Raw genomic sequence first — 17,468 nt, 5'->3', positions numbered from 1 at the left:
ACTGGGGGCGAAGTCCGGGGGCGGGAAGAAGCCGGCGTCGAGGTCCTCGGTGACGCAGGTCGAGCTGTTCGTGCGGCCGACGATGCAGGAGGCGCTGCGCAAGGAACTGGGGCCCGAGACGGCCAAGACGCCCGCCGCGAAGTCCAAGGCCCGCAAGCCCGTGGCGACGATTGCCGAGACGGTGAAGGACGCCGTCGCGAAGCCCGTGGCGCAGGTCGCGGAGGCCGTGAAGGACGCGGTCTCGAAGCCCGCGAAGGCGACGAAGACCGCTGTCACGAAGCTTGTCGACGCGGCCGCCACGGCGACGACGAAGACCGTCGCGAAGGCCGTGGAGGTGACGCAGCCCAAGGCGAAGCCCGCCGCCCAGCCCGTGACGGAGACGTCCGCGGTGCTTCCCGCGACGAAGCGTCCCTCCGCGAAGTCCGCGACGAAGAGTCTCGCGACGGCGAAGCCTGGGGCGGTGAAGTCCGCGACTCAGCAGCCCGTAGCGAAGACACCGGCGCCGGCGAAGTCTGCCGCAACGAAGTCCGCGACGCAGAAGTCCGCGCCGGCGAAGTCTGCCGCAACGAAGCCCGCGGTGGCGAAGTCCACCACGAAGCAGGCTGCCGCGAAGAAATCCGCTACGACGGCGAAGTCCACCACGAGGCAGGCTGCGGCGAAGAAGTCCGCGGGGGCGAAGCCCACCACGAAGCAGGTCGCGGCGAAGAAGTCCTCTGCGAAGCCCGTCGGGAAACAGCCCGCGGCCAAGAAGTCCGCTGGGAAGCTCGCGAGCAAGAAGGTCGCGGCTTCCAAGCCCGCGAAGACGTCCGCGGGGGCAAAGCCCGCTGCCTCGAAGTCGTCCGCCGCGAAGAAGCCCACGGGCACGAAGCCCGCAAGGAAGTCGGCACCCTCGAATGCCGCCGCCAGGAAGTCCTCGGCGAAGGGCGCCGCGAAGAAGCCGAAGTCGAAGCGCTGACCCCGTTCGCATCAGCGCGGTCCCATCCCCCGAGATGGGACCGCGTTCGAGCACGGACGCATTCGCTCATCCGTCGTCGGGGCCGCGCCAAGCGCAGCCGCGAACCCCACCTCCGAGATGCGGGGCCCCGCGCGCCGGGACCGCGTCAGCGCACGGACGCATCCGCGCAGCCAACGTCGGCAGCCTCGCAAGCGCGAACCTATCCCTCCGGGAGCTGGTCCCTGCGCGCCGGGCGCAGACGCTCCTCGGGCTGCGCCGTCAGCTCCACCTCCTCCGGCTCCTCGTCACCGCGTCGGAACTCGTGAATCTGGTCCGGCAGGATGTCGCGGAAGTCAGGCTCCTCCTCCAGCGGAGGGGTCGCCGCCAGGTCCTGGTCGGAGATGTTGATCTCCTCCTCGCCGGTGTCCTGGTTCACATGACGTCGCGAGGTGGCCTCGCCCACGTCCTCCGAGCCGAGCTTCTTGAATCGCATGGTGTCTCCTCGCGAAAGCGGGGTGGGCCGGCCGCCGTGTCTCAAGAATGAGAACCCACGCGCCTCACCGCAATTCGCGCCGGCCGGCCGCCTGCCGGGCTCGTCCGCCTAGCCCTTGGGGACCGCCGCGCGGCCCGAGGGGTAGACGGGCTCCACCTCGAGCAGCACCATCCCCAGCGCCAGCACCCGCGACAGCGTCTCGCGCACCGTGTAGCGCCAGGGCGTCGAGCGCCCCTCGTCCGCGGGCACACCCCACGCATCGATGCCCACCGAGTTCGCGATGAACAGCGCCCGGGGCAGATGGAAGCGCTGCGTGACGAGCAGCGCCTGCTTCGCGCCGAACACGCCCCGCGCCCGCAGGCAGCTGTCGTACGTGGACAGTCCGGCCTCGTCCCCCAGCACCAGCTCCGCCGGCATGCCGCGCTCCAGCAGGTAGCGGCGCATGGCCCGCGTCTCATGATGGAACGGCTTCACCTCATCGCCGCTCACCAGCACCGAGCCCACCTTGCCCTCGCGCCACAGCGCCATCGCCATGTCCAGCCGCTGCGCGAGCACCGGCGACGGCACCGCCCCTGGCGCCAGCCCCGCGCCGAACACCAGCGCCACGGGCGCGTCGGGCGCGTCCGCCAGGCTCACGATGCGCTCCTCGTAGCTCACCCGCACCCAGTGCGAGAGGACGAGCAGGCTCACCGCGCCCACGAGCAGGAGGAAGAGGGCCCTGCGCGCCCAGACACCGCTCGCTCGGGTTGGCTTCATGGACCCAGGGGTGACACCGCACCCGGCGCCATTGTGTTACGGCCCGTCGCCCTCGAAAAGCCCTGTGTGGGCCCGGCGCGTCACGCGGGCGCGTCCGCCTGGGGAGCAGCCTGCCCCGGCAACAAGCGCTGGAGCGTCTCCAGCAACTGCCGCGGGTCCACCGGCTTCGACAGGATGGCGGAAACCCCCTGGCTGGCCGCGTACACCGCCCTGTCCCGGGGACTCATCTCCGCCGTCTCCGCCGACAGGATGACCACGGGCACCTTCGCGAGCGCCGCGTCGCTCCTGCGCGCCGTCAGCACCCGGTGCCCGTCCATCACCGGCAACCCCATGTCCAACAGGATGAGCGAGGGCCGGGGCGTGCCCGACAGGAGCGCGAGCGCCTCCCTCCCGTGGTCCGCCACCAGCACCCGGTACCCCTGGAGCTCCAGGTACCCCTGGAGCGCCTCACGGATGTCCAGGTCATCCTCCACGATGAGCAGCGGTCCGGTGTCGGCAGGCCCCATGACAGGAAGGTAGGGCCTGGGGGCACACCCGCGAGTCCTCGGGGGCGCAGGTCGCCCGGTCGCCCCTCGTGGGAGGCCCCTGGGAGGCCCTGGCTCCCGTGTCCGGAAAGCCCCGGGAGGACTGCCGTTGACCGGCTCCCGCCCCGCTTATATAGGGGGCCCCGCCGTCAGACTGCCCTGCTCCCACCCCGGCGCACCCGGCAGAACGTCCCACAGGAGTTCCCCGTCCCATGGCGTCCCTTCGCGACATCCGCAAGCGCATCCGCTCGGTGAAGAACACGCGGCAGATCACCAAGGCCATGAAGATGGTCTCCGCCGCGAAGCTGCGCAAGGCACAGGACGCCATCCTCGCCGCGCGTCCGTACGCGTCGATGCTGGACCAGATCATCTCCGACCTGGCCGCGCGCTCCGGGGACAACGACCTCAGCCACCCGCTGCTGGCCGCCCGGCCCGTCAAGCGCGTGGAGCTGGTGACGCTCACGTCGGACCGCGGCCTCGCCGGCGGCTTCAACTCCAACGTCACCCGCCGCGCCAACCGCTTCCTCTACGAGAACGCGGGCCTGGAGCGCATCCAGCTCTCCACGGTGGGCCGCAAGGGCAACGACTTCTTCCGCAATCGCAACCAGAACATCCGCAAGGACTTCGGTGGCCTGTACCAGCGGTTGAACTACCGCGCCGCCGCGGACGTGGCCGAGGAGCTGGTCGCCAGCTTCCTCAACGGCGAAGTGGACGCGGTGCACATCGTCTACAACGAGTTCATCAGCGCCATTAACCAGAAGGTCGTCGTCACCCAGCTCTTGCCCCTGCAGACGCTCGGCGCCGGCGCCGCGCCCTCCGAGGGCGCCGCGGCCATGGTGGACTTCAAGTACGAGCCGGACCGTCAGGCCGTGCTGGACCGCCTGGTGCCCCAGGCCGTCAACATCAAGCTCTACCGCGCGCTCCTGGAGAGCGTGGCCAGCGAGCACGGCGCCCGCATGAGCGCCATGGAGAACGCCACCTCCAACGCCTCCGACATGATTTCCAGCCTGACGCTCACCTACAACCGCACCCGTCAGGCGGTCATCACCAAGGAACTCATGGAGATCGTCTCCGGCGCCGAGGCGCTCAAGTAGTCCCGAGCACCACCCCGTCGCACCCCGGGCCCGCCCCATTTTTGGGAGCGGGCCCTTCGCGTTTAAGGGCCTCGTCGGGCCCGTCCAGGGCCCTCGGGAGGGGTCCCTGCGTGAAGCGACTGTGGGTGGTGCTGGGAGCGGTGCTGCTGGGTGGCTGTGGCTTCGACACGGTGGCCAGCGGCCACGGGGGCATCGGCTTCGACTCGTTCGGCAGCGGCACCCAGCGCGAGCCTTATGGTGAAGGCCTGCACGTGATGCGGCCGGGCAAGTCGCTCATCACGTATGACCTGCGCGTCCAGGAGATGAAGGACGAGCTCAACGTGCTGTCCAACAACGGCCTGGACCTGAAGGTGGACTCCAGCGTGCGCTACCGCGTGGACCCGCTGAAGCTGTTCGAGCTGCACACGCAGACGGGCCCCCGCTACGCGGACATCCTCATCGCCCCCATCGTCCGCTCGGAGGCGCGCAAGGTGTTCGGCCGCTACGCGCCCGAGGAGATCTACTCGACCAAGCGCGAGCAGATCGAAAAGGAGATCTACGACGAGGTGACGCGCGCGCTCGCGGGCAAGCACGTCGTCGTGGAGGCCATCCTGGTGCGCGACGTGTCCCTGCCCGCGTCCATCCGCGAGGCCATCGCCGACAAGCTGGCCGAGGAGCAGCGCAGCCAGAAGATGCGCTTCACCCTGGACAAGGAGCGCCAGGAGGCCGAGCGCCGGCAGATCGAAGCCGAGGGCATCGCCAGGTACCAGACCATCGTCCGCCAGGGCCTCACCGAGGAGTACCTGCGCTTCAAGGGCATCGAGGCCACCGAGAAGCTGGCCCAGAGCCCCAACGCCAAGGTGGTGGTCGTGGGCGGCGGCTCGAGGGGCAACCTGCCGCTGGTCTACCAGGTGGACGGGAAATAGCCCGGTTGGCGTCCGGGGCGTGGATCCGCTAAGCGGGACTTACCGGTCAGGACCCCGGGAGGCTTGATTCTGCGGGAGGCCCCCGGTAAAGGGGCACCGCCCTCATATCCGGGCGGAATTTTGATGACGGGCACGGCGCCGGTCGCCCCCCGCACGAGGCAGACGACACCCATGAGCGCTCAAGTTCCTACGGCAGGCAAAATCATCCAGGTTCTCGGCCCCGTGGTCGACGTCGAGTTCCCGCCCGGCGGCCTCCCGGAAGTCTACGTCGCCCTGAAGGTGACGAACGCGAACCTCGGCAACGAGGCGGACAACCTGGTCCTCGAGGTCGCCCAGCACCTCGGTGAGAACACCGTCCGCACCATCGCCATGGACTCCACCGAGGGTCTGGCCCGCGGCACCCCCGTGAAGAACACGGGCGCCCCCATCCAGGTGCCGGTCGGCAAGGCCACCCTGGGCCGCATCCTGAACGTCACCGGCGACCCGGTGGACGAGATGGGCCCCGTGAAGTCGCAGGAGTACTGGCCCATCCACCGCGCGCCCCCTCCGTTCACGGAGCAGGACGTGCGCGTGCAGATGTTCGAGACGGGCATCAAGGTCATCGACCTGCTCGCCCCCTACACCCGCGGCGGCAAGATCGGCCTGTTCGGCGGCGCCGGCGTCGGCAAGACGGTGCTCCTGCAGGAGCTCATCCGCAACGTGGCCATCGAGCGCGGCGGCTTCTCCGTGTTCGCCGGTGTCGGTGAGCGCACCCGCGAGGGCAACGACCTGTACCACGAGATGCAGGACACGGGCGTCATCAAGACCGACAACCTGGAGGCCAGCCAGGCCGTCCTCGTGTACGGCCAGATGAACGAGCCGCCCGGTGCCCGCGCCCGCGTCGCGCTCTCCGCGCTGACCATGGCCGAGTACTTCCGCGACGTGGAGGGCCGTGACGTGCTCCTCTTCGTGGACAACATCTTCCGCTTCACCCAGGCCGGCTCGGAAGTGTCCGCCCTCCTGGGCCGCATCCCCAGCGCCGTGGGTTACCAGCCCACGCTCGCCACCGAGATGGGCGGCCTGCAGGAGCGCATCACCTCCACCACCAAGGGCTCGATTACCTCCGTGCAGGCCATCTACGTGCCCGCCGACGACCTCACGGACCCGGCCCCCGCCACCGCGTTCGCCCACCTGGACGCGACCACGGTGCTCAACCGCTCCATCGCCGAGCTCGCCATCTTCCCCGCCGTGGACCCGCTCGACTCCACCAGCCGCATCCTGGACCCGGGCATCATCGGCCAGGAGCACTACGCGGTGGCCCGCAAGGTCCAGGGCATCCTGCAGCGTTACAAGGAGCTCCAGGACATCATCGCCATCCTCGGCATGGACGAGCTCTCCGAGGACGACAAGCTGGTCGTGGCGCGCGCCCGCAAGATTCAGCGCTTCCTGTCGCAGCCCTTCTTCGTGGCCCAGGTCTTCACCGGCAAGGAAGGCCGCTACGTGAAGCTCCAGGACACCATCCAGGGCTTCAAGGAGATCGCCGAGGGCAAGCACGACGACATCCCCGAGAGCGCCTTCTACATGGCGGGCGCCATCAACGAGGTCGTCGAGAACGCGCGCAAGCTGGCGGCGTAGACTCGCTGTCCCACCCTCCACCGAGGTGACCATGCGTCACGCGGCGCTCGCCCTGTTCCTCTGTGTCCTGTCGCTCCCCGCCCTGGCGGAGGAGCGCAAGGGACGCGCCCGGGTGAGCGCCAACGGGCTGTACAGCGTGCGCATGGTGGACGTGGGGCCGGGCAGGTGCCGGCTGGAGGTGACGAAGGAGAGCGGACCCGTCTGGCAGCTGGAGCAGTGCCTGGGGACGGTGGACGACTTCTACTTCGTCTCCAACGACGGGGAGCGGGTCTGGGTGCTGTGGCCCCTGGTGGAGAAGGGGAAGGCCCGGCCCGCGCCGAAGACGAAGAAGGGCAAGAAGCCCAAGGGGCCGCCGGACTGGGCCACGGAGGTGCTGGTGGCGGGGCAGTACGGCCGCGACGGACAGCGCATCCTGGAGCGACGACTGACGGACCTGGTCCCCGCGAAGCAGCTCTCCGAGGTGCGGCACATGACGCACCACCTGAAGTGGCTGGAGGGCACGCTCGGCATCCCTGGCAAGGGGCCTCGGCTGACGGACGCCGGGGTGGTCGAGTTCGAGCCGGTGGGTGGGACCACCCGGCAGCTCAATTTCTGAAGTGGGTAGTGCGAGGAGCGTCATGGCCAAGCTGACTGTGGAGATTGTCACCCCCGAGAAGCGCATCCTGTCGGTGCAGGCCGACGAGGCCATCGTGCCCGGAGGCAAGGGCCTGTTTGGCGTGCGGCCGGGGCACACCCCCTTCCTGTCGCTGATGGAGCCGGGCGCGCTGACGCTGGTGGATGGCGGCAAGCGCGACGCGTACTTCGTCGCGGGCGGCTTCGTGGAGGTCGCCAACGACAAGGTGCTCGTGCTGGCCGACGCCGCCGAGCACGTGTCGGGCATCGACGTGGAGGGCGCGCGCAAGCGCCTGGGTGAGGCGCAGGACCGGCTGAAGGGCCTGTCCTCCGAGGACGCCCGCTACGAGCTGGAGCAGGCCACGGTGCGCCGCGAGGCGGCCCGCATCGGCGCCGCGGGCGCTCGCGCCTGAGTTGGTGTCCTGGCCGCTTCAGGGCCAGGACAACCCCAGCTCCCGGTCGAATCCCCGCCGGCCCTCGACGGTGAGCCGCACTCCGCGGCCCTCGGGCCGGCGCGCAATCCAGCGCCGCGCGAACAGGCGCTCCGCCAGCGCGGCGCCCAGCGCTCCGCCGATGTGAGCGCGTCGCTCGCTCCAGTCCAGACAGCGCCGCGCGAAGGCGCGCCTGCCCTGTGACAGCGCGTCCACGTCCACGCCCCACCTGGTGATGAAGCGCGCGCCCTCGGGTGTCAGCGCGTAGCTGTCGTCGCCTGTCTCCAGGAGGCCGCGGCGCTCCAGGCCGTCCGCCAGCGCGACGCCGAGCGTGCCCGCCAGGTGGTCGTAGCAGGTCCGCGCGAAGCGCAGGGGCTCGGGGACTCGCACGGTGCTCTGGCGCGTGGGGACGAGCAGGCTGAGTGCTTCGAGTGCGCGGGCGACGTCGGGCGTGGCGAGCCGGTAGTAGCGGTGACGGCCTTGGACTTCGACGCGGACGAGGCCGCCTTCGAGCAGCTTCGCGAGGTGGCCGCTCGCGGTTTGCGGCGAGACGCGGGCCTCGCGCGCGAGCTCTCCGGCGGTGCGCGCCGGACCTTCGAGCAGGCGCGACAGCATGCCCGCGCGGGCCGGGTCTCCGATGAGCGAGGCGGTGAGGGCGAGGTCGAGCGGGTGGGGCATGGCGGGAGTCTGTGCTGTGCGGATGCGAGGACGTTTCGGCGTGCACCGAAATATCCCTGTCCGTGGACGCGTGCGGAAGCGAAGCAACTCGTTCGGTATGCGTTTGTCGAGCTGGCGAGCCACCTCGGGGCGTCGACTGGGCTTGAGAGAGCTGCTGCATCCCACGTTGCACACGGTTCGGCGCGCACCGAAGCATCGCCACGTCCGCGCGCACTACTCACGCGGGCATGACCGACACGCCGCGACACCGTGTGATTGCGCCCCGCATCCTCTACTTCGGCACCCCCGTGGCCCTCTTGAGCACGCTCCAGGAGGACGGCTCGCCCAACCTCACGCCGCTGTCCTCCGCGTGGGCCCTCGACGACAGGCTGGTGCTCGGCCTGGGGATGCTGGGCCAGGGGCTGGAGAACCTGCGCCGCACGCGTGAGGCGGTGGTGAACCTGCCCTCGGCCTCACTGTGGCCCCAGGTCGAGCGCCTCGCGCCCACCACGGGCCGCTTCCCCGTGCCCGACACCAAGCGCGCGATGGGCTACCAACACGAGCCTCGCAAGTTCGAGCGCGCGGGCCTCACGCCACTCCCCTCGGACACCGTCTCACCCCCACGCGTGGCCGAGTGTCCGCTGCAACTGGAGGCCGTCTTGTTGGCAGCGCACATCGCCACCCCCACGCCGGAGTCCTCCTCCGACTTCGTCATCGCCGAGCTGCGCGTCACTCGCGTCCACGCGCACGAGCACGTCACCGTGCCCGACACCCACCACGTCGATGTCACGCAGTGGCAACCGCTGCTCTATGTCTTCCGTCACTACGTGGGCACCGGGCCCGGTCTCGGGCGCAATTTTCGCGCGGAGACGTGACGCGCGCGCAAGCGTTGCGCCGCGGCATCGGCTGATTCCCTCGATTCGCTTGTCTTGTCTTTCCAAATTGACGTCCGACTCGAATCGATGCATTTGAGATGCATCTTTAAGCCCGGTCGGGCGGAAGGAGCGGACGCGATGAGCACGGCGGCGCAGGAGAAGAGCGTTTACGAGCAGATTGGCGGAGAGCCGGCGATGGCGGCGGCGGTGGACGTGTTCTACCGGAAGGTGCTGGCGGACGACCGCATCAGCCACTTCTTCGAGGACGTGGACATGGAGCGCCAGTCGGCCAAGCAGAAGGCCTTCCTGACGATGGTGACGGGAGGCCCGTCGAGCTACTCGGGCAAGGACATGCGCGCGGGCCACGCGCACCTGGTGAAGCGGGGGCTGAACGACGTGCACTTCGACGCGGTGGTGGAGCACCTGAGCGCGACGCTCCGGGAGCTGGGCGTGCCCGAGCCGCTGGTGGCGCGCGTGCTGGCCATCGCGGGCGGCGCTCGCGCCGACGTCCTCAACCGCTGACGGGAACGAGAGGCTCGCCATGGCCACGGTGAAGCACGAGTCGCGGTGGTATCCGCTGGAGCCCGAGGAGAGCGTGCTGGACGGGCTCCTGCGCCAGGGCGTCGCCGTGCCCCATGCGTGTCGGGCCGGCGCCTGTCAGTCCTGCCTCATGCGCGCGACGGCGGGCGACGTCCCGGAGGCCGCGCGCGTGGGCCTGAAGGACACGCTGCGCGCGCAGGGCTACTTCCTCGCCTGCATGTGTCGCCCCTCGGCGGACACCGCGCTGGAGGTCTCCGGCGCGGACGCGCTGCGAGTCCCCGCGCGCATCGCTTCATTGGACCTGTTGTCCCCCAGCGTCCTGCGCGTGCGGCTGTCCACGGACGCGCCGCTGGACTACCGCGCGGGCCAGTACGTGTCGCTGCTGCGGGCGGACGGCCTGGCCCGCAGCTACTCGCTGGCGAGCCTCCCTCGCGAGGGCCTGCTGGAGCTGCACGTGCGCCTGGTGGCGGGCGGCGAGATGAGCGGCTGGCTCGCTCGCGAGGCGCGCGTCGGTGACGCCGTGTCCGTGCAGGGCCCCGCGGGCAGCTGCTTCTACGTCGACGGCCGCCCCGAGCAGTCGCTGATTCTCGCGGGCGCGGGGACGGGGCTCGCGCCGCTGTACGGCATCGCGCGCGACGCGCTGGAGGCGGGACACCAGGGCCCCATCTGGCTGTTCCACGGCGCGCGCACCCCCGAGGGCCTCTACCTGACGCGCGAGCTGCGCGAGCTGGCCGAGCAACACGCGGGTTTCCACTATCGACCGAGCGTGCTGACGGGCGGCTCCCGGGACGTGGCCGAGGGAGCGCTCGACGCCGTCATCCGCGCCGAGTGCCCCAGGCCGGTGGGCTTCCGCGCGTGGCTCTGCGGCGACGCCGATTTGGTGTTATCCCTGCGCAAGAAGCTCTTCCTCTCCGGGCTCTCGCTCAAGGACCTCCACGCGGACGTCTTCCTGCCGAGCGCGCCCAGGGCGTAAGGCCGTCGGAGCCCGCTGACCGTGCACCTCACCCTCCACGCCGACTACTCGCTGCGCGTCCTGCTCTACCTCGCCGCCCGCCCCGGGAGACTCGCCTCCACGCAGGAGCTGGCGGACGCGTACGGCATCTCCAAGCACCACCTGGTGCGCGTGGTGCAGACGCTCGCGGGCGAGGGCTTCGTGGAGGTCAAGGCGGGGCGCTCGGGCGGCGTGACGCTGGCGAAGGCGACGAAGGACATCAGCGTGGGTCGCGTGCTGCGCGCGGCCGAGCCGGACTTCGAGCTGGTGGAGTGCTTCAACCGAGAGCGCAACACCTGCCCCATCGCCCCCGCCTGTGGTCTGAAGGGTGTGCTCGCGGAGGCACGTGAGGCCTTCCTCGCGGTGCTGGACCGGTACACACTGGCGGACCTGGTGGGCCGCTCCCGCAAGGACCTGGCCGACCTGTTCCTCCCGGTGATGGCGCCATGACCTCCGCTCCCCTCGAGTTGTTCCACCGCATCGCCGACCCGCCCTCCGCCGTGGCGCGCCGCTACATCGTCGACCACGCGCTGGAGGACCGCGTCATCTTCCGCAACCTCGTGTACGCCGAGGCGGAGCTGGACTGGACGCTGCACGGCGGCCACGCCACACCCGCGCTCTGGGACGGCAAGCAACTGCACCAGGGCGCCGAGGCCGTGGTGGCCCGACTCCAGGCCGTCGTCAACCTGGGCCGCGACGACGCGTGACGCGTGACGGCGCGTGTGCCGACTTGCGCGCGCCGCTGCCACCTCCCCACTCCTCGTGCGCCATGCGCTCCGTGCGAGTGCCCGCGCTCGAGCTTCGGGAGTTGGACACGTGTACAGGTGTGCCTTGGCGCCCGGGTGCTCGGACTTGCCGCGCGCGTGCTGGTTGCGGTAGTCAGCCCACCCCGCGCACGCGTCGGCGGATGGGCTCGAACCAGGAAGGGTGGACGGTGATGATGGCGTGCGGCCTGGAGTGTGACGTCGGAATCGCTCGTGTGGCGAACGCGAGTGTGCTCCTCCCGCGCGAGTCAAGCCCCCACGCACGTCAATCCACCCCGAGCTTCGCGCGTTTCGCGCGCTTCTCGCTGTCCGTCCAGCCCTGAGCCTCGGTTAATCTCCTCGACTCCATGCCGCTGACTCCCTCCGAGCGCCAGGACAGGTTCCATGCGGCGTTCGTGGGGCTCGCCATCGGAGATGCGCTCGGCTTCCCGCTGCGCGGCATCCCGCCCGCGAGCCTCGCGCGGCTGCCCGGGCTGGCGGAGGACTTCGCGCCCAGGCCTCGCGGCAAGTTCGCCAAGGGCCAGTTCAGCGACGACACGCAGCTCTTGCTCGCCGCCGCGGAGAGCGTCATCCGCGAGGGCCGCGTGGACGGCCGCAGCGCGGCGGCGCACCTGGCGTGGCTGTGGCAGGAGGGCATCATCCTCCAGCCGCCGCGCAGCCTGGCCGAGTCGCTCCAGCGGCTCTCCAGCGGCGTGCCGTGGATGAGCGCGGGCGCGCCCCTGGGCACGCTGTGCCCGTCGGTGCTCAGCCGCGCGCTGGTGGTGGGGCTCTTCGAGAGCGGCCAGCGCGCGAAGCTGCCGCATGACGCGGGCGTGCTCACCGTCATCACCCACAAGGACCCCGTCTGTGCCGCCGCCGCCGCCGCCTTCGCGCAGGCCGCCGCGCTGGGCATGGAGGAGGAGCCGCTGACGCCCACCGCCTTCTGCGAGCAGCTGTCGCTGGCGGCGGCCGTGCACGACAAGGGCCTGGCCGAGGAGGTGCGCCACCTGCCCCGCCTGCTCACGTGGGACACCACGCGCGCCCTGTCGCAGCTTCGCAAGGTGGGCGTGCCCCCCAGCGAGCTCAAGGGCGTGGACGGGCTGCCCGCGCACGTGGTGCCGGTGCTCTTGACGGCGCTGTACGCCACCCTGCGGGTGCCCCACGACTTCCGCGAGGCGGTGGCGCTGGTGCTGCGCTGCGGCGGCGAGGCGGACGTGGCGGCGGCGCTGACGGGCGCGCTGGTGGGCGCCCACCTGGGAACGCGTGCCATTCCCGCGCGCCTGCGCAAGGCGGTGCTGTACGTGAACAACCTGGTGGACACCGCGGACCGACTGTTCCGTGCCCATCAGGTGCGCGAGACGCTGGCCACGGCGCTGGCCCACCAGCGTCGACGCTGAGGGCTCCCCCCAAGGCGAGCGGGCAGGCGGGCTCCACGCCACACTCCCGGACGGGCTTCTCGCGCTCGTCCGCCCTGCCCACCTTGTCCGGAGGAGTGGGGTCAGGTGCGGCCGAGCGAACGAGCGAGCACCCGGGAGTCCCCCTCCGCGAGCGCGGGAGAAGGACGTCGTGGACCTCGAATCCGAACGCCTGGAGCGCAGCCAGCTGGAGTCACTCTCCACGGCCGAGCTCATCCGGCACGCTCTGGCTGAGACGCGCCTGCTGGTGCGCGCCGAGGTGCTGCACGCCAAGAAGGAGCTGCGCGACGAGCTGAAGGCCGCGCGCACCGCGGGCATCCTGATGGGCGCGGGCGCCGTGCTGGCGCTCACGTCGCTGGCGGTGCTCTTCGTGGCGCTGGGGCTGGCGCTGCCCCTGGGCGCGGCGCTGGGCGTGCTGCTGGTGGGCGTGGTGCTGCTCGCCGTCGCCGGCGGGATGCTCTTCATGGGCACCAGGCGCCTGCCGAAGAAGCCGCTGGCGCACACCCAGGAGCGCCTGAAGCTCGACTACCAGCTCACGCGGGAGACGCTGCAATGAACGACAACGGCCGGAGCGGCAGCGAGCTGGCGGAGCGTCAGCAGCACGTCGACCATCGCATCACCCGTGGCATGCATGACCGCAAGCAGGTGGAGCAGACCGCGGACCGCATCCGCGACGAGCTCCTGCTGACGCTCGAGGAGTTGGACCGGCGCCGGGGGCGGATGCTCGACGTGCGCTACCAGGTGCGGCAGCACTCCAGCGCGCTCGTCGCCGCGGGCGCCGTGGCCATGGTGCTGGTGGGCTCGGGCGTGGGCCTGGCCATCTACCGCGCGCGCCGCCGCGACGAGATTCTGCGCAAGAAGCGCCGCAAGGCCCTGCAGCGCGCCTGGGAGAACCCGGACCAGGTCGCCTCCAGCTCGAAGGAGCGCCCCATCGGCGTGGAGCTGGGACGCAAGCTGGTCCTCATCTTCGCCACCGCGCTGGCCACCGCCGTCGCCAAGAACTCCGTGCAGACGCTCGTGCCTGCTCGCCAGCCTCCGAGCCCCGCTTCGTTGCCTGAGTAGAATCTCTAAATGCGCCGGAAATGCGTATAACGCATTCTGATGTGCATGACGGACCTGCTCTATGCGCGGGCGCAGATGGGGCTGTCGCTCGGCTTTCACATCGTCTTCGCGGCGGCGGGCGTGGCGTTGCCGGTGCTCATGGTGTTGAGCGACTGGAAGGCGCGGCGCACCGGTGACGCGGACTACGTGAAGCTGAGCCAGAAGCTGGCGAAGGGGACGGCCATCCTCTTCGCGGTGGGCGCGGTGAGCGGGACGATGTTGTCCTTCGAATTGGGTCTTTTGTGGCCGGAGTTCATGGGCCGCTACGGCGAGGTGATTGGCCTGCCCTTCAGTCTGGAGGGCGTGGCCTTCTTCACCGAGGCCATCTTCCTGGGCATCTACCTGTACGGCCGCCAGCGGGTGTCGCCGAACCTCCACCTGTTCTCCGGCGTCATGGTGGCCTTGAGCGGCGCGGCGAGCGCGTTCTTCGTCACGCTGGTCAACGTCTTCATGAACGACCCGTCGGGCTTCGTGGCCACGCCCGAGGGCCCCACGAACATCCAGCCGCTGGTGGCGATGTTCAGCCCGGGCTGGCCATACCAGACGGCGCACGTGCTGCTGTCCTGCTATCAGGCGAGCGCGTTCGCCATGGCGGGCATCCACGCCTTCGTGCTGCTGCGCCATCCGGGCGCGGCGTTCCATCGCAAGGCGCTGTCGGTGGCGCTGCCGCTCGCGTGTGTCACCGCGCTGCTCCAGCCGCTCGTGGGGGACCTGTCCGCCAAGCACGTCGCGAAGGCGCAGCCGGTGAAGCTCGCGGCGATGGAGGGCCACTACGAGACGGCGCGCGGCGCGCCGCTGCGCCTGGGCGGCGTGGAGGTCCCCAAGGCCCTGTCCATCCTGGCCTTTGGAGAGCCGAACGCGGAGGTGAGGGGACTCAACGAGTTCCCGAAGGACACGTGGCCCCCGGTGGCCAAGGTGCACGGGGCCTTCCAGGTGATGGTGGGCACGGGCTCGCTGATGGCGCTGCTCGCGCTGGTGACGCTCGTGCACCGGTGGCGAAGGAAGGCGTGGCCCTCGGGACCGAAGATGATGCGGGCGTGGCTCGTGTCGGGGCCGCTGGGGGTGGTGGCGCTGGAGGCGGGGTGGCTCGTCACCGAGTGGGGACGGCAGCCCTGGATTGTCCGCGGGGTCATGCGCACCGCGGAGGCGGTGACCCCCGTGCCGCATCTGGCCGCGCCGTTCTGGACCTTCACCGCGGTGTACCTGTTCCTCGGCGTGGTGGTGGTGTCGCTGCTCCTGAGCCAGGTGGCGGGCACGCTGCCAGGGCGCGAGGAGAAGCACGACGAGGGAGGTGAGGCCCATGTCCACTGACGTCCTCCTCGGCTTCCTGATGGCGGGGACCTTCGTCCTCTACGCGCTCTTCGGCGGCGCGGACTTCGGCGGCGGTGTGTGGGACTTGCTGGCCTTCGGGCCGCGCAAGGCGGAGCAGCGCGCGCTCATCGCCCGGGCGATGGGCCCGGTGTGGGAGGTGAACCACGTCTGGCTCATCGTCGGGCTGGTGCTGCTGTTCGCGGGCTTCCCGCGCGCCTTCGCCGCGCTGAGCGTGGCGCTGCATGTCCCATTGACGCTGCTGTTGCTCGGCATCGTGTTCCGGGGCGCGGCGTTCACCTTCCGCACCTATGACACGCGGGGGGACGCGGCCCAGCGCTGGTGGGGGCTCGTCTTCAGCGGGGCGAGCGTCGTGGCGCCGCTGCTGCTCGGCATGTGCGTGGGCGCGGTGGTGAGCGGCGCCATCCGCGTGGAGGGGCGCGTGGTGGTGAGCGGCTTCTTCGCCTCGTGGCTGTCGCCCTTCGCGTGGGCGGTGGGCGTGCTCGCCCTGTCCCTCTTCGCCTTCCTGGCGGCGGTGTACCTGACGCACGAGTCCTCCACGCCAGGGCTGCGCGAGGACTTCCGTGCGCGCGCGCTCGGCGCGGGCGTGGCCGTCTTCGTGGCGGCGGTGCTGGTGCTGGTGCTGGCGCGCGACGGTGCGCCCCGGGTCTGGGAGGGACTGTCCCGCTCACCCTTCGCGCTGGCGCTGCACGCGGCCACGGGCGTGTCGGCGGCGGCCGCCTTCGCGCTCCTGTGGACGCGGCGCTTCGCGTGGGCACGGCTGGCGGCGGCGCTCCAGGCGGGGCTCATCGTCCTGGGCTGGGCCGCGTCCCAGTATCCCTACCTGGTGGTGCCGGACATCACCCTGCGGGCCGCGGCGGCGAGCCCTGGCACCTTGAAGCTGCTGCTCGTCGCCATCGGCGTGGGCGCGCTCATCGTCATCCCCTCCGTCGTCCTCCTCTTCCGCGTCTTCCGCCCCCGACCCGAGGGCATGTCCGCTCCCCATCCCCAGGGGTGAGACAGAAAAATCCCGTCTCGTTGGAGTGCCCGAGTGGGAGGTCCGCGCCGGGTGTCTGTCTTTGCTCGGCGTGAATGACGCCCCGCATCCTTTTCCAGGCCGCTCGAATCTTTGGCTCCCGAGGTGAAACATCTCGTGAGGGCGGATGTGGTTTTTGTGTTTTCTCACGCAAGGAGTTGCAACCGCGGCGTTGATGAATGCATGACAGAAAGAAGCACCGCTTCTTCCTGACGTGGAGGTCGCCGATATGGGTGTCGTCCGTCGCGCGGTCGTGTCGCTGTGCTTCGTCGCGCTCCTGCTCCCGGGGAGGTCTCACGCGAGTGAGTCCTTCGTGAATTGGGAGACCCCCCATGTGCACCCGCTGGATTTGACTCCTGACGGTAGATTGCTGTTGGCGGTGAACACGGCGGACAACCGGCTGCTGGTGTTCGACACGACGTCGCGCAAGGGATTGGCGCTGTTGGCGTCCATCCCCGTGGGATTGGACCCGGTGTCGGTGCGGGCCAGGAGCAACACCGAGGCCTGGGTGGTGAACCACGTCTCGGACAGCGTCAGCATCGTCGACCTGCGCCGCGCCACCGTGACGGCCACCGTGCACACCGATGACGAGCCCGCGGACGTCGTCTTCGCCGGCCGCCCCGAGCGCGCCTTCATCACCTGCTCCCAGGTGAACCGGGTGCTGGTGGTGGACCCGCGCCGCCCCGACGCGACGCCCCACCGCCTCACCCTGAAGGGCGAGGACCCGCGCGCGCTCGCGGTGAGCCCCGATGGCCGCTTCGTCTATGCCGCCATCTTCGAGTCCGGCAACGGCACCACCATCCTCGGCGGCGGCTCGCTGATTCCGGACGCGTACCCGCCCAACGCGGTGAGCGACTCGCGCGGCCCCTACGGCGGCGTCAACCCGCCGCCCAACGCGGGCAACACGTTCGTCCCCGCGCGAAACCCCGCCAATCCGCCGCCCCCGCCCGTGGGCCTCATCGTGCGCAAGAACGCGCGCGGCCAGTGGTTCGACGACAACCGGGGGGACTGGACGGACCTGGTGAGCGGGGTGAACGCCTCCGCGTCCGGCCGCCTCAAGGGCTGGGACTTGCCGGACCGCGACCTGGCCATCATCGACACGGCGTCGCTCGACGTCACCTACGCCACGCGGCTGATGAACCTGAACATGGCGCTGGCGGTGCACCCGTCTGGCAGCGTCACCGTGGTGGGCACGGACGCGCGCAACGAGGTGCGCTTCGAGCCCAACGTCAACGGCCGCTTCCTGCGCGTGCTGATGGCGACGGTGGACCCGCGCCGGCCGTCGTCCTCCACGGTGAAGGACCTCAACCCGCACCTCGACTACGCCACGCCCACGGTGCCGCAGTCGGTGCGCGACCTCTCCATCGGCGACCCGCGCGGCGTGGTGTGGAACGCGCGCGGCACGCGGGCCTTCGTGACGGGGCTGGGCTCCAACAACG

The 17,468-nt window shown here is 70.5% G+C and carries 20 protein-coding genes and 1 pseudogene; 17 read left to right on the top strand and 4 right to left on the bottom strand.

Annotated features, from left to right (window positions below; translation table 11 throughout):
- Positions 1 to 955 (top strand): annotated as a pseudogene (locus tag FL311_RS29625) (hypothetical protein); the annotation flags it as partial.
- 199 nt (positions 956 to 1,154) lie between these two features.
- Here FL311_RS29625 and FL311_RS29620 read toward each other — a convergent pair.
- From FL311_RS29620 to FL311_RS29610, 3 genes are all read right to left on the bottom strand, one after another.
- Positions 1,155 to 1,427, bottom strand: coding sequence for a hypothetical protein (locus FL311_RS29620; RefSeq protein ID WP_141330335.1), 273 nt, complete (start codon positions 1,425 to 1,427; stop codon positions 1,155 to 1,157).
- 108 nt (positions 1,428 to 1,535) lie between these two features.
- Positions 1,536 to 2,183 carry a vancomycin high temperature exclusion protein gene (locus FL311_RS29615; protein WP_046716711.1) on the bottom strand — a complete coding sequence of 216 codons (648 nt, stop codon included), beginning with the start codon at positions 2,181 to 2,183 and terminating at the stop codon, positions 1,536 to 1,538.
- Positions 2,184 to 2,263: 80 nt separating this feature from the next.
- A complete protein-coding gene (locus FL311_RS29610; RefSeq protein WP_141330333.1) occupies positions 2,264 to 2,689 on the bottom strand; it encodes a response regulator in 426 nt (141 codons plus the stop codon).
- Positions 2,690 to 2,919: 230 nt separating this feature from the next.
- Between FL311_RS29610 and atpG the strand changes: the two genes are divergently transcribed.
- The 5 genes from atpG (at position 2,920) to FL311_RS29585 (ending at position 7,345) form a co-directional block, all read left to right on the top strand.
- Complete coding sequence (gene atpG, locus FL311_RS29605) at positions 2,920 to 3,801, top strand: ATP synthase F1 subunit gamma (protein WP_141330331.1); 882 nt, start codon at positions 2,920 to 2,922, stop codon at positions 3,799 to 3,801.
- Positions 3,802 to 3,911: 110 nt separating this feature from the next.
- Complete coding sequence (locus FL311_RS29600; protein ID WP_141330329.1) at positions 3,912 to 4,706, top strand: prohibitin family protein; 795 nt, start codon at positions 3,912 to 3,914, stop codon at positions 4,704 to 4,706.
- A gap of 171 nt (positions 4,707 to 4,877) precedes the next feature.
- Positions 4,878 to 6,320, top strand: a complete 1,443-nt coding sequence (atpD, locus tag FL311_RS29595; RefSeq protein WP_141330327.1) for a F0F1 ATP synthase subunit beta — start codon at positions 4,878 to 4,880, stop codon at positions 6,318 to 6,320.
- A gap of 31 nt (positions 6,321 to 6,351) precedes the next feature.
- On the top strand, positions 6,352 to 6,915 hold the full coding sequence (locus FL311_RS29590; RefSeq protein WP_141330325.1) for a hypothetical protein: 564 nt from the start codon (positions 6,352 to 6,354) through the stop codon (positions 6,913 to 6,915).
- A gap of 22 nt (positions 6,916 to 6,937) precedes the next feature.
- Positions 6,938 to 7,345 (top strand): F0F1 ATP synthase subunit epsilon, encoded by a 408-nt coding sequence (locus FL311_RS29585; protein WP_141330323.1) that lies wholly within the window; start codon positions 6,938 to 6,940, stop codon positions 7,343 to 7,345.
- A gap of 18 nt (positions 7,346 to 7,363) precedes the next feature.
- Here the strand turns inward: FL311_RS29585 and FL311_RS29580 are convergent, their stop codons facing one another.
- Positions 7,364 to 8,041, bottom strand: coding sequence for a helix-turn-helix transcriptional regulator (locus FL311_RS29580; RefSeq protein ID WP_141330321.1), 678 nt, complete (start codon positions 8,039 to 8,041; stop codon positions 7,364 to 7,366).
- Positions 8,042 to 8,292: 251 nt separating this feature from the next.
- On the opposite strand from FL311_RS29580, the gene FL311_RS29575 reads away from it, so the two are divergent.
- The 11 genes from FL311_RS29575 to FL311_RS29525 all read left to right on the top strand — a co-directional run.
- Complete coding sequence (locus FL311_RS29575; protein ID WP_228557162.1) at positions 8,293 to 8,895, top strand: flavin reductase family protein; 603 nt, start codon at positions 8,293 to 8,295, stop codon at positions 8,893 to 8,895.
- Positions 8,896 to 9,033: 138 nt separating this feature from the next.
- The gene (locus tag FL311_RS29570; protein WP_141330317.1) at positions 9,034 to 9,417 is read left to right on the top strand and encodes a group 1 truncated hemoglobin; all 384 of its coding nucleotides are present in this window, start codon (positions 9,034 to 9,036) and stop codon (positions 9,415 to 9,417) included.
- A gap of 19 nt (positions 9,418 to 9,436) precedes the next feature.
- On the top strand, positions 9,437 to 10,408 hold the full coding sequence (locus tag FL311_RS29565) for a 2Fe-2S iron-sulfur cluster-binding protein (protein WP_141330315.1): 972 nt from the start codon (positions 9,437 to 9,439) through the stop codon (positions 10,406 to 10,408).
- A gap of 21 nt (positions 10,409 to 10,429) precedes the next feature.
- Positions 10,430 to 10,876, top strand: a complete 447-nt coding sequence (locus tag FL311_RS29560) for an Rrf2 family transcriptional regulator (protein ID WP_141330313.1) — start codon at positions 10,430 to 10,432, stop codon at positions 10,874 to 10,876.
- Complete coding sequence (locus FL311_RS29555; protein WP_046716700.1) at positions 10,873 to 11,133, top strand: hypothetical protein; 261 nt, start codon at positions 10,873 to 10,875, stop codon at positions 11,131 to 11,133. The genes FL311_RS29560 and FL311_RS29555 overlap by 4 nt, the downstream gene beginning before the upstream one ends.
- 404 nt (positions 11,134 to 11,537) lie before the next feature.
- Positions 11,538 to 12,566 carry an ADP-ribosylglycohydrolase family protein gene (locus FL311_RS29550; protein WP_141330311.1) on the top strand — a complete coding sequence of 343 codons (1,029 nt, stop codon included), beginning with the start codon at positions 11,538 to 11,540 and terminating at the stop codon, positions 12,564 to 12,566.
- A gap of 169 nt (positions 12,567 to 12,735) precedes the next feature.
- Positions 12,736 to 13,140, top strand: a complete 405-nt coding sequence (locus FL311_RS29545; RefSeq protein ID WP_141330309.1) for a phage holin family protein — start codon at positions 12,736 to 12,738, stop codon at positions 13,138 to 13,140.
- Positions 13,137 to 13,646: a hypothetical protein gene (locus FL311_RS29540; protein WP_141330307.1), complete on the top strand. Its 510-nt coding sequence runs from the start codon at positions 13,137 to 13,139 to the stop codon at positions 13,644 to 13,646. The genes FL311_RS29545 and FL311_RS29540 overlap by 4 nt, the downstream gene beginning before the upstream one ends.
- Before the next feature lie 45 nt (positions 13,647 to 13,691).
- Positions 13,692 to 14,996, top strand: a complete 1,305-nt coding sequence (locus FL311_RS29535; protein WP_228557161.1) for a cytochrome ubiquinol oxidase subunit I — start codon at positions 13,692 to 13,694, stop codon at positions 14,994 to 14,996.
- Positions 14,986 to 16,011 (top strand): cytochrome d ubiquinol oxidase subunit II, encoded by a 1,026-nt coding sequence (locus tag FL311_RS29530; RefSeq protein WP_194869414.1) that lies wholly within the window; start codon positions 14,986 to 14,988, stop codon positions 16,009 to 16,011. Before FL311_RS29535 ends, FL311_RS29530 begins: the two co-directional genes overlap by 11 nt.
- Positions 16,012 to 16,408: 397 nt before the next feature.
- Positions 16,409 to 17,468 (top strand): YncE family protein (locus tag FL311_RS29525; protein WP_228557163.1); only part of this gene is annotated, 1,060 nt, incomplete at its 3' end.

The organism is Myxococcus sp. AB025B, from assembly GCF_006518215.1.
GTDB classification, from domain to species: domain Bacteria; phylum Myxococcota; class Myxococcia; order Myxococcales; family Myxococcaceae; genus Myxococcus; species Myxococcus fulvus.
Note: the sequence above shows the minus strand (reverse complement) of the source record. Positions and strands in the feature narration are given on the sequence as shown.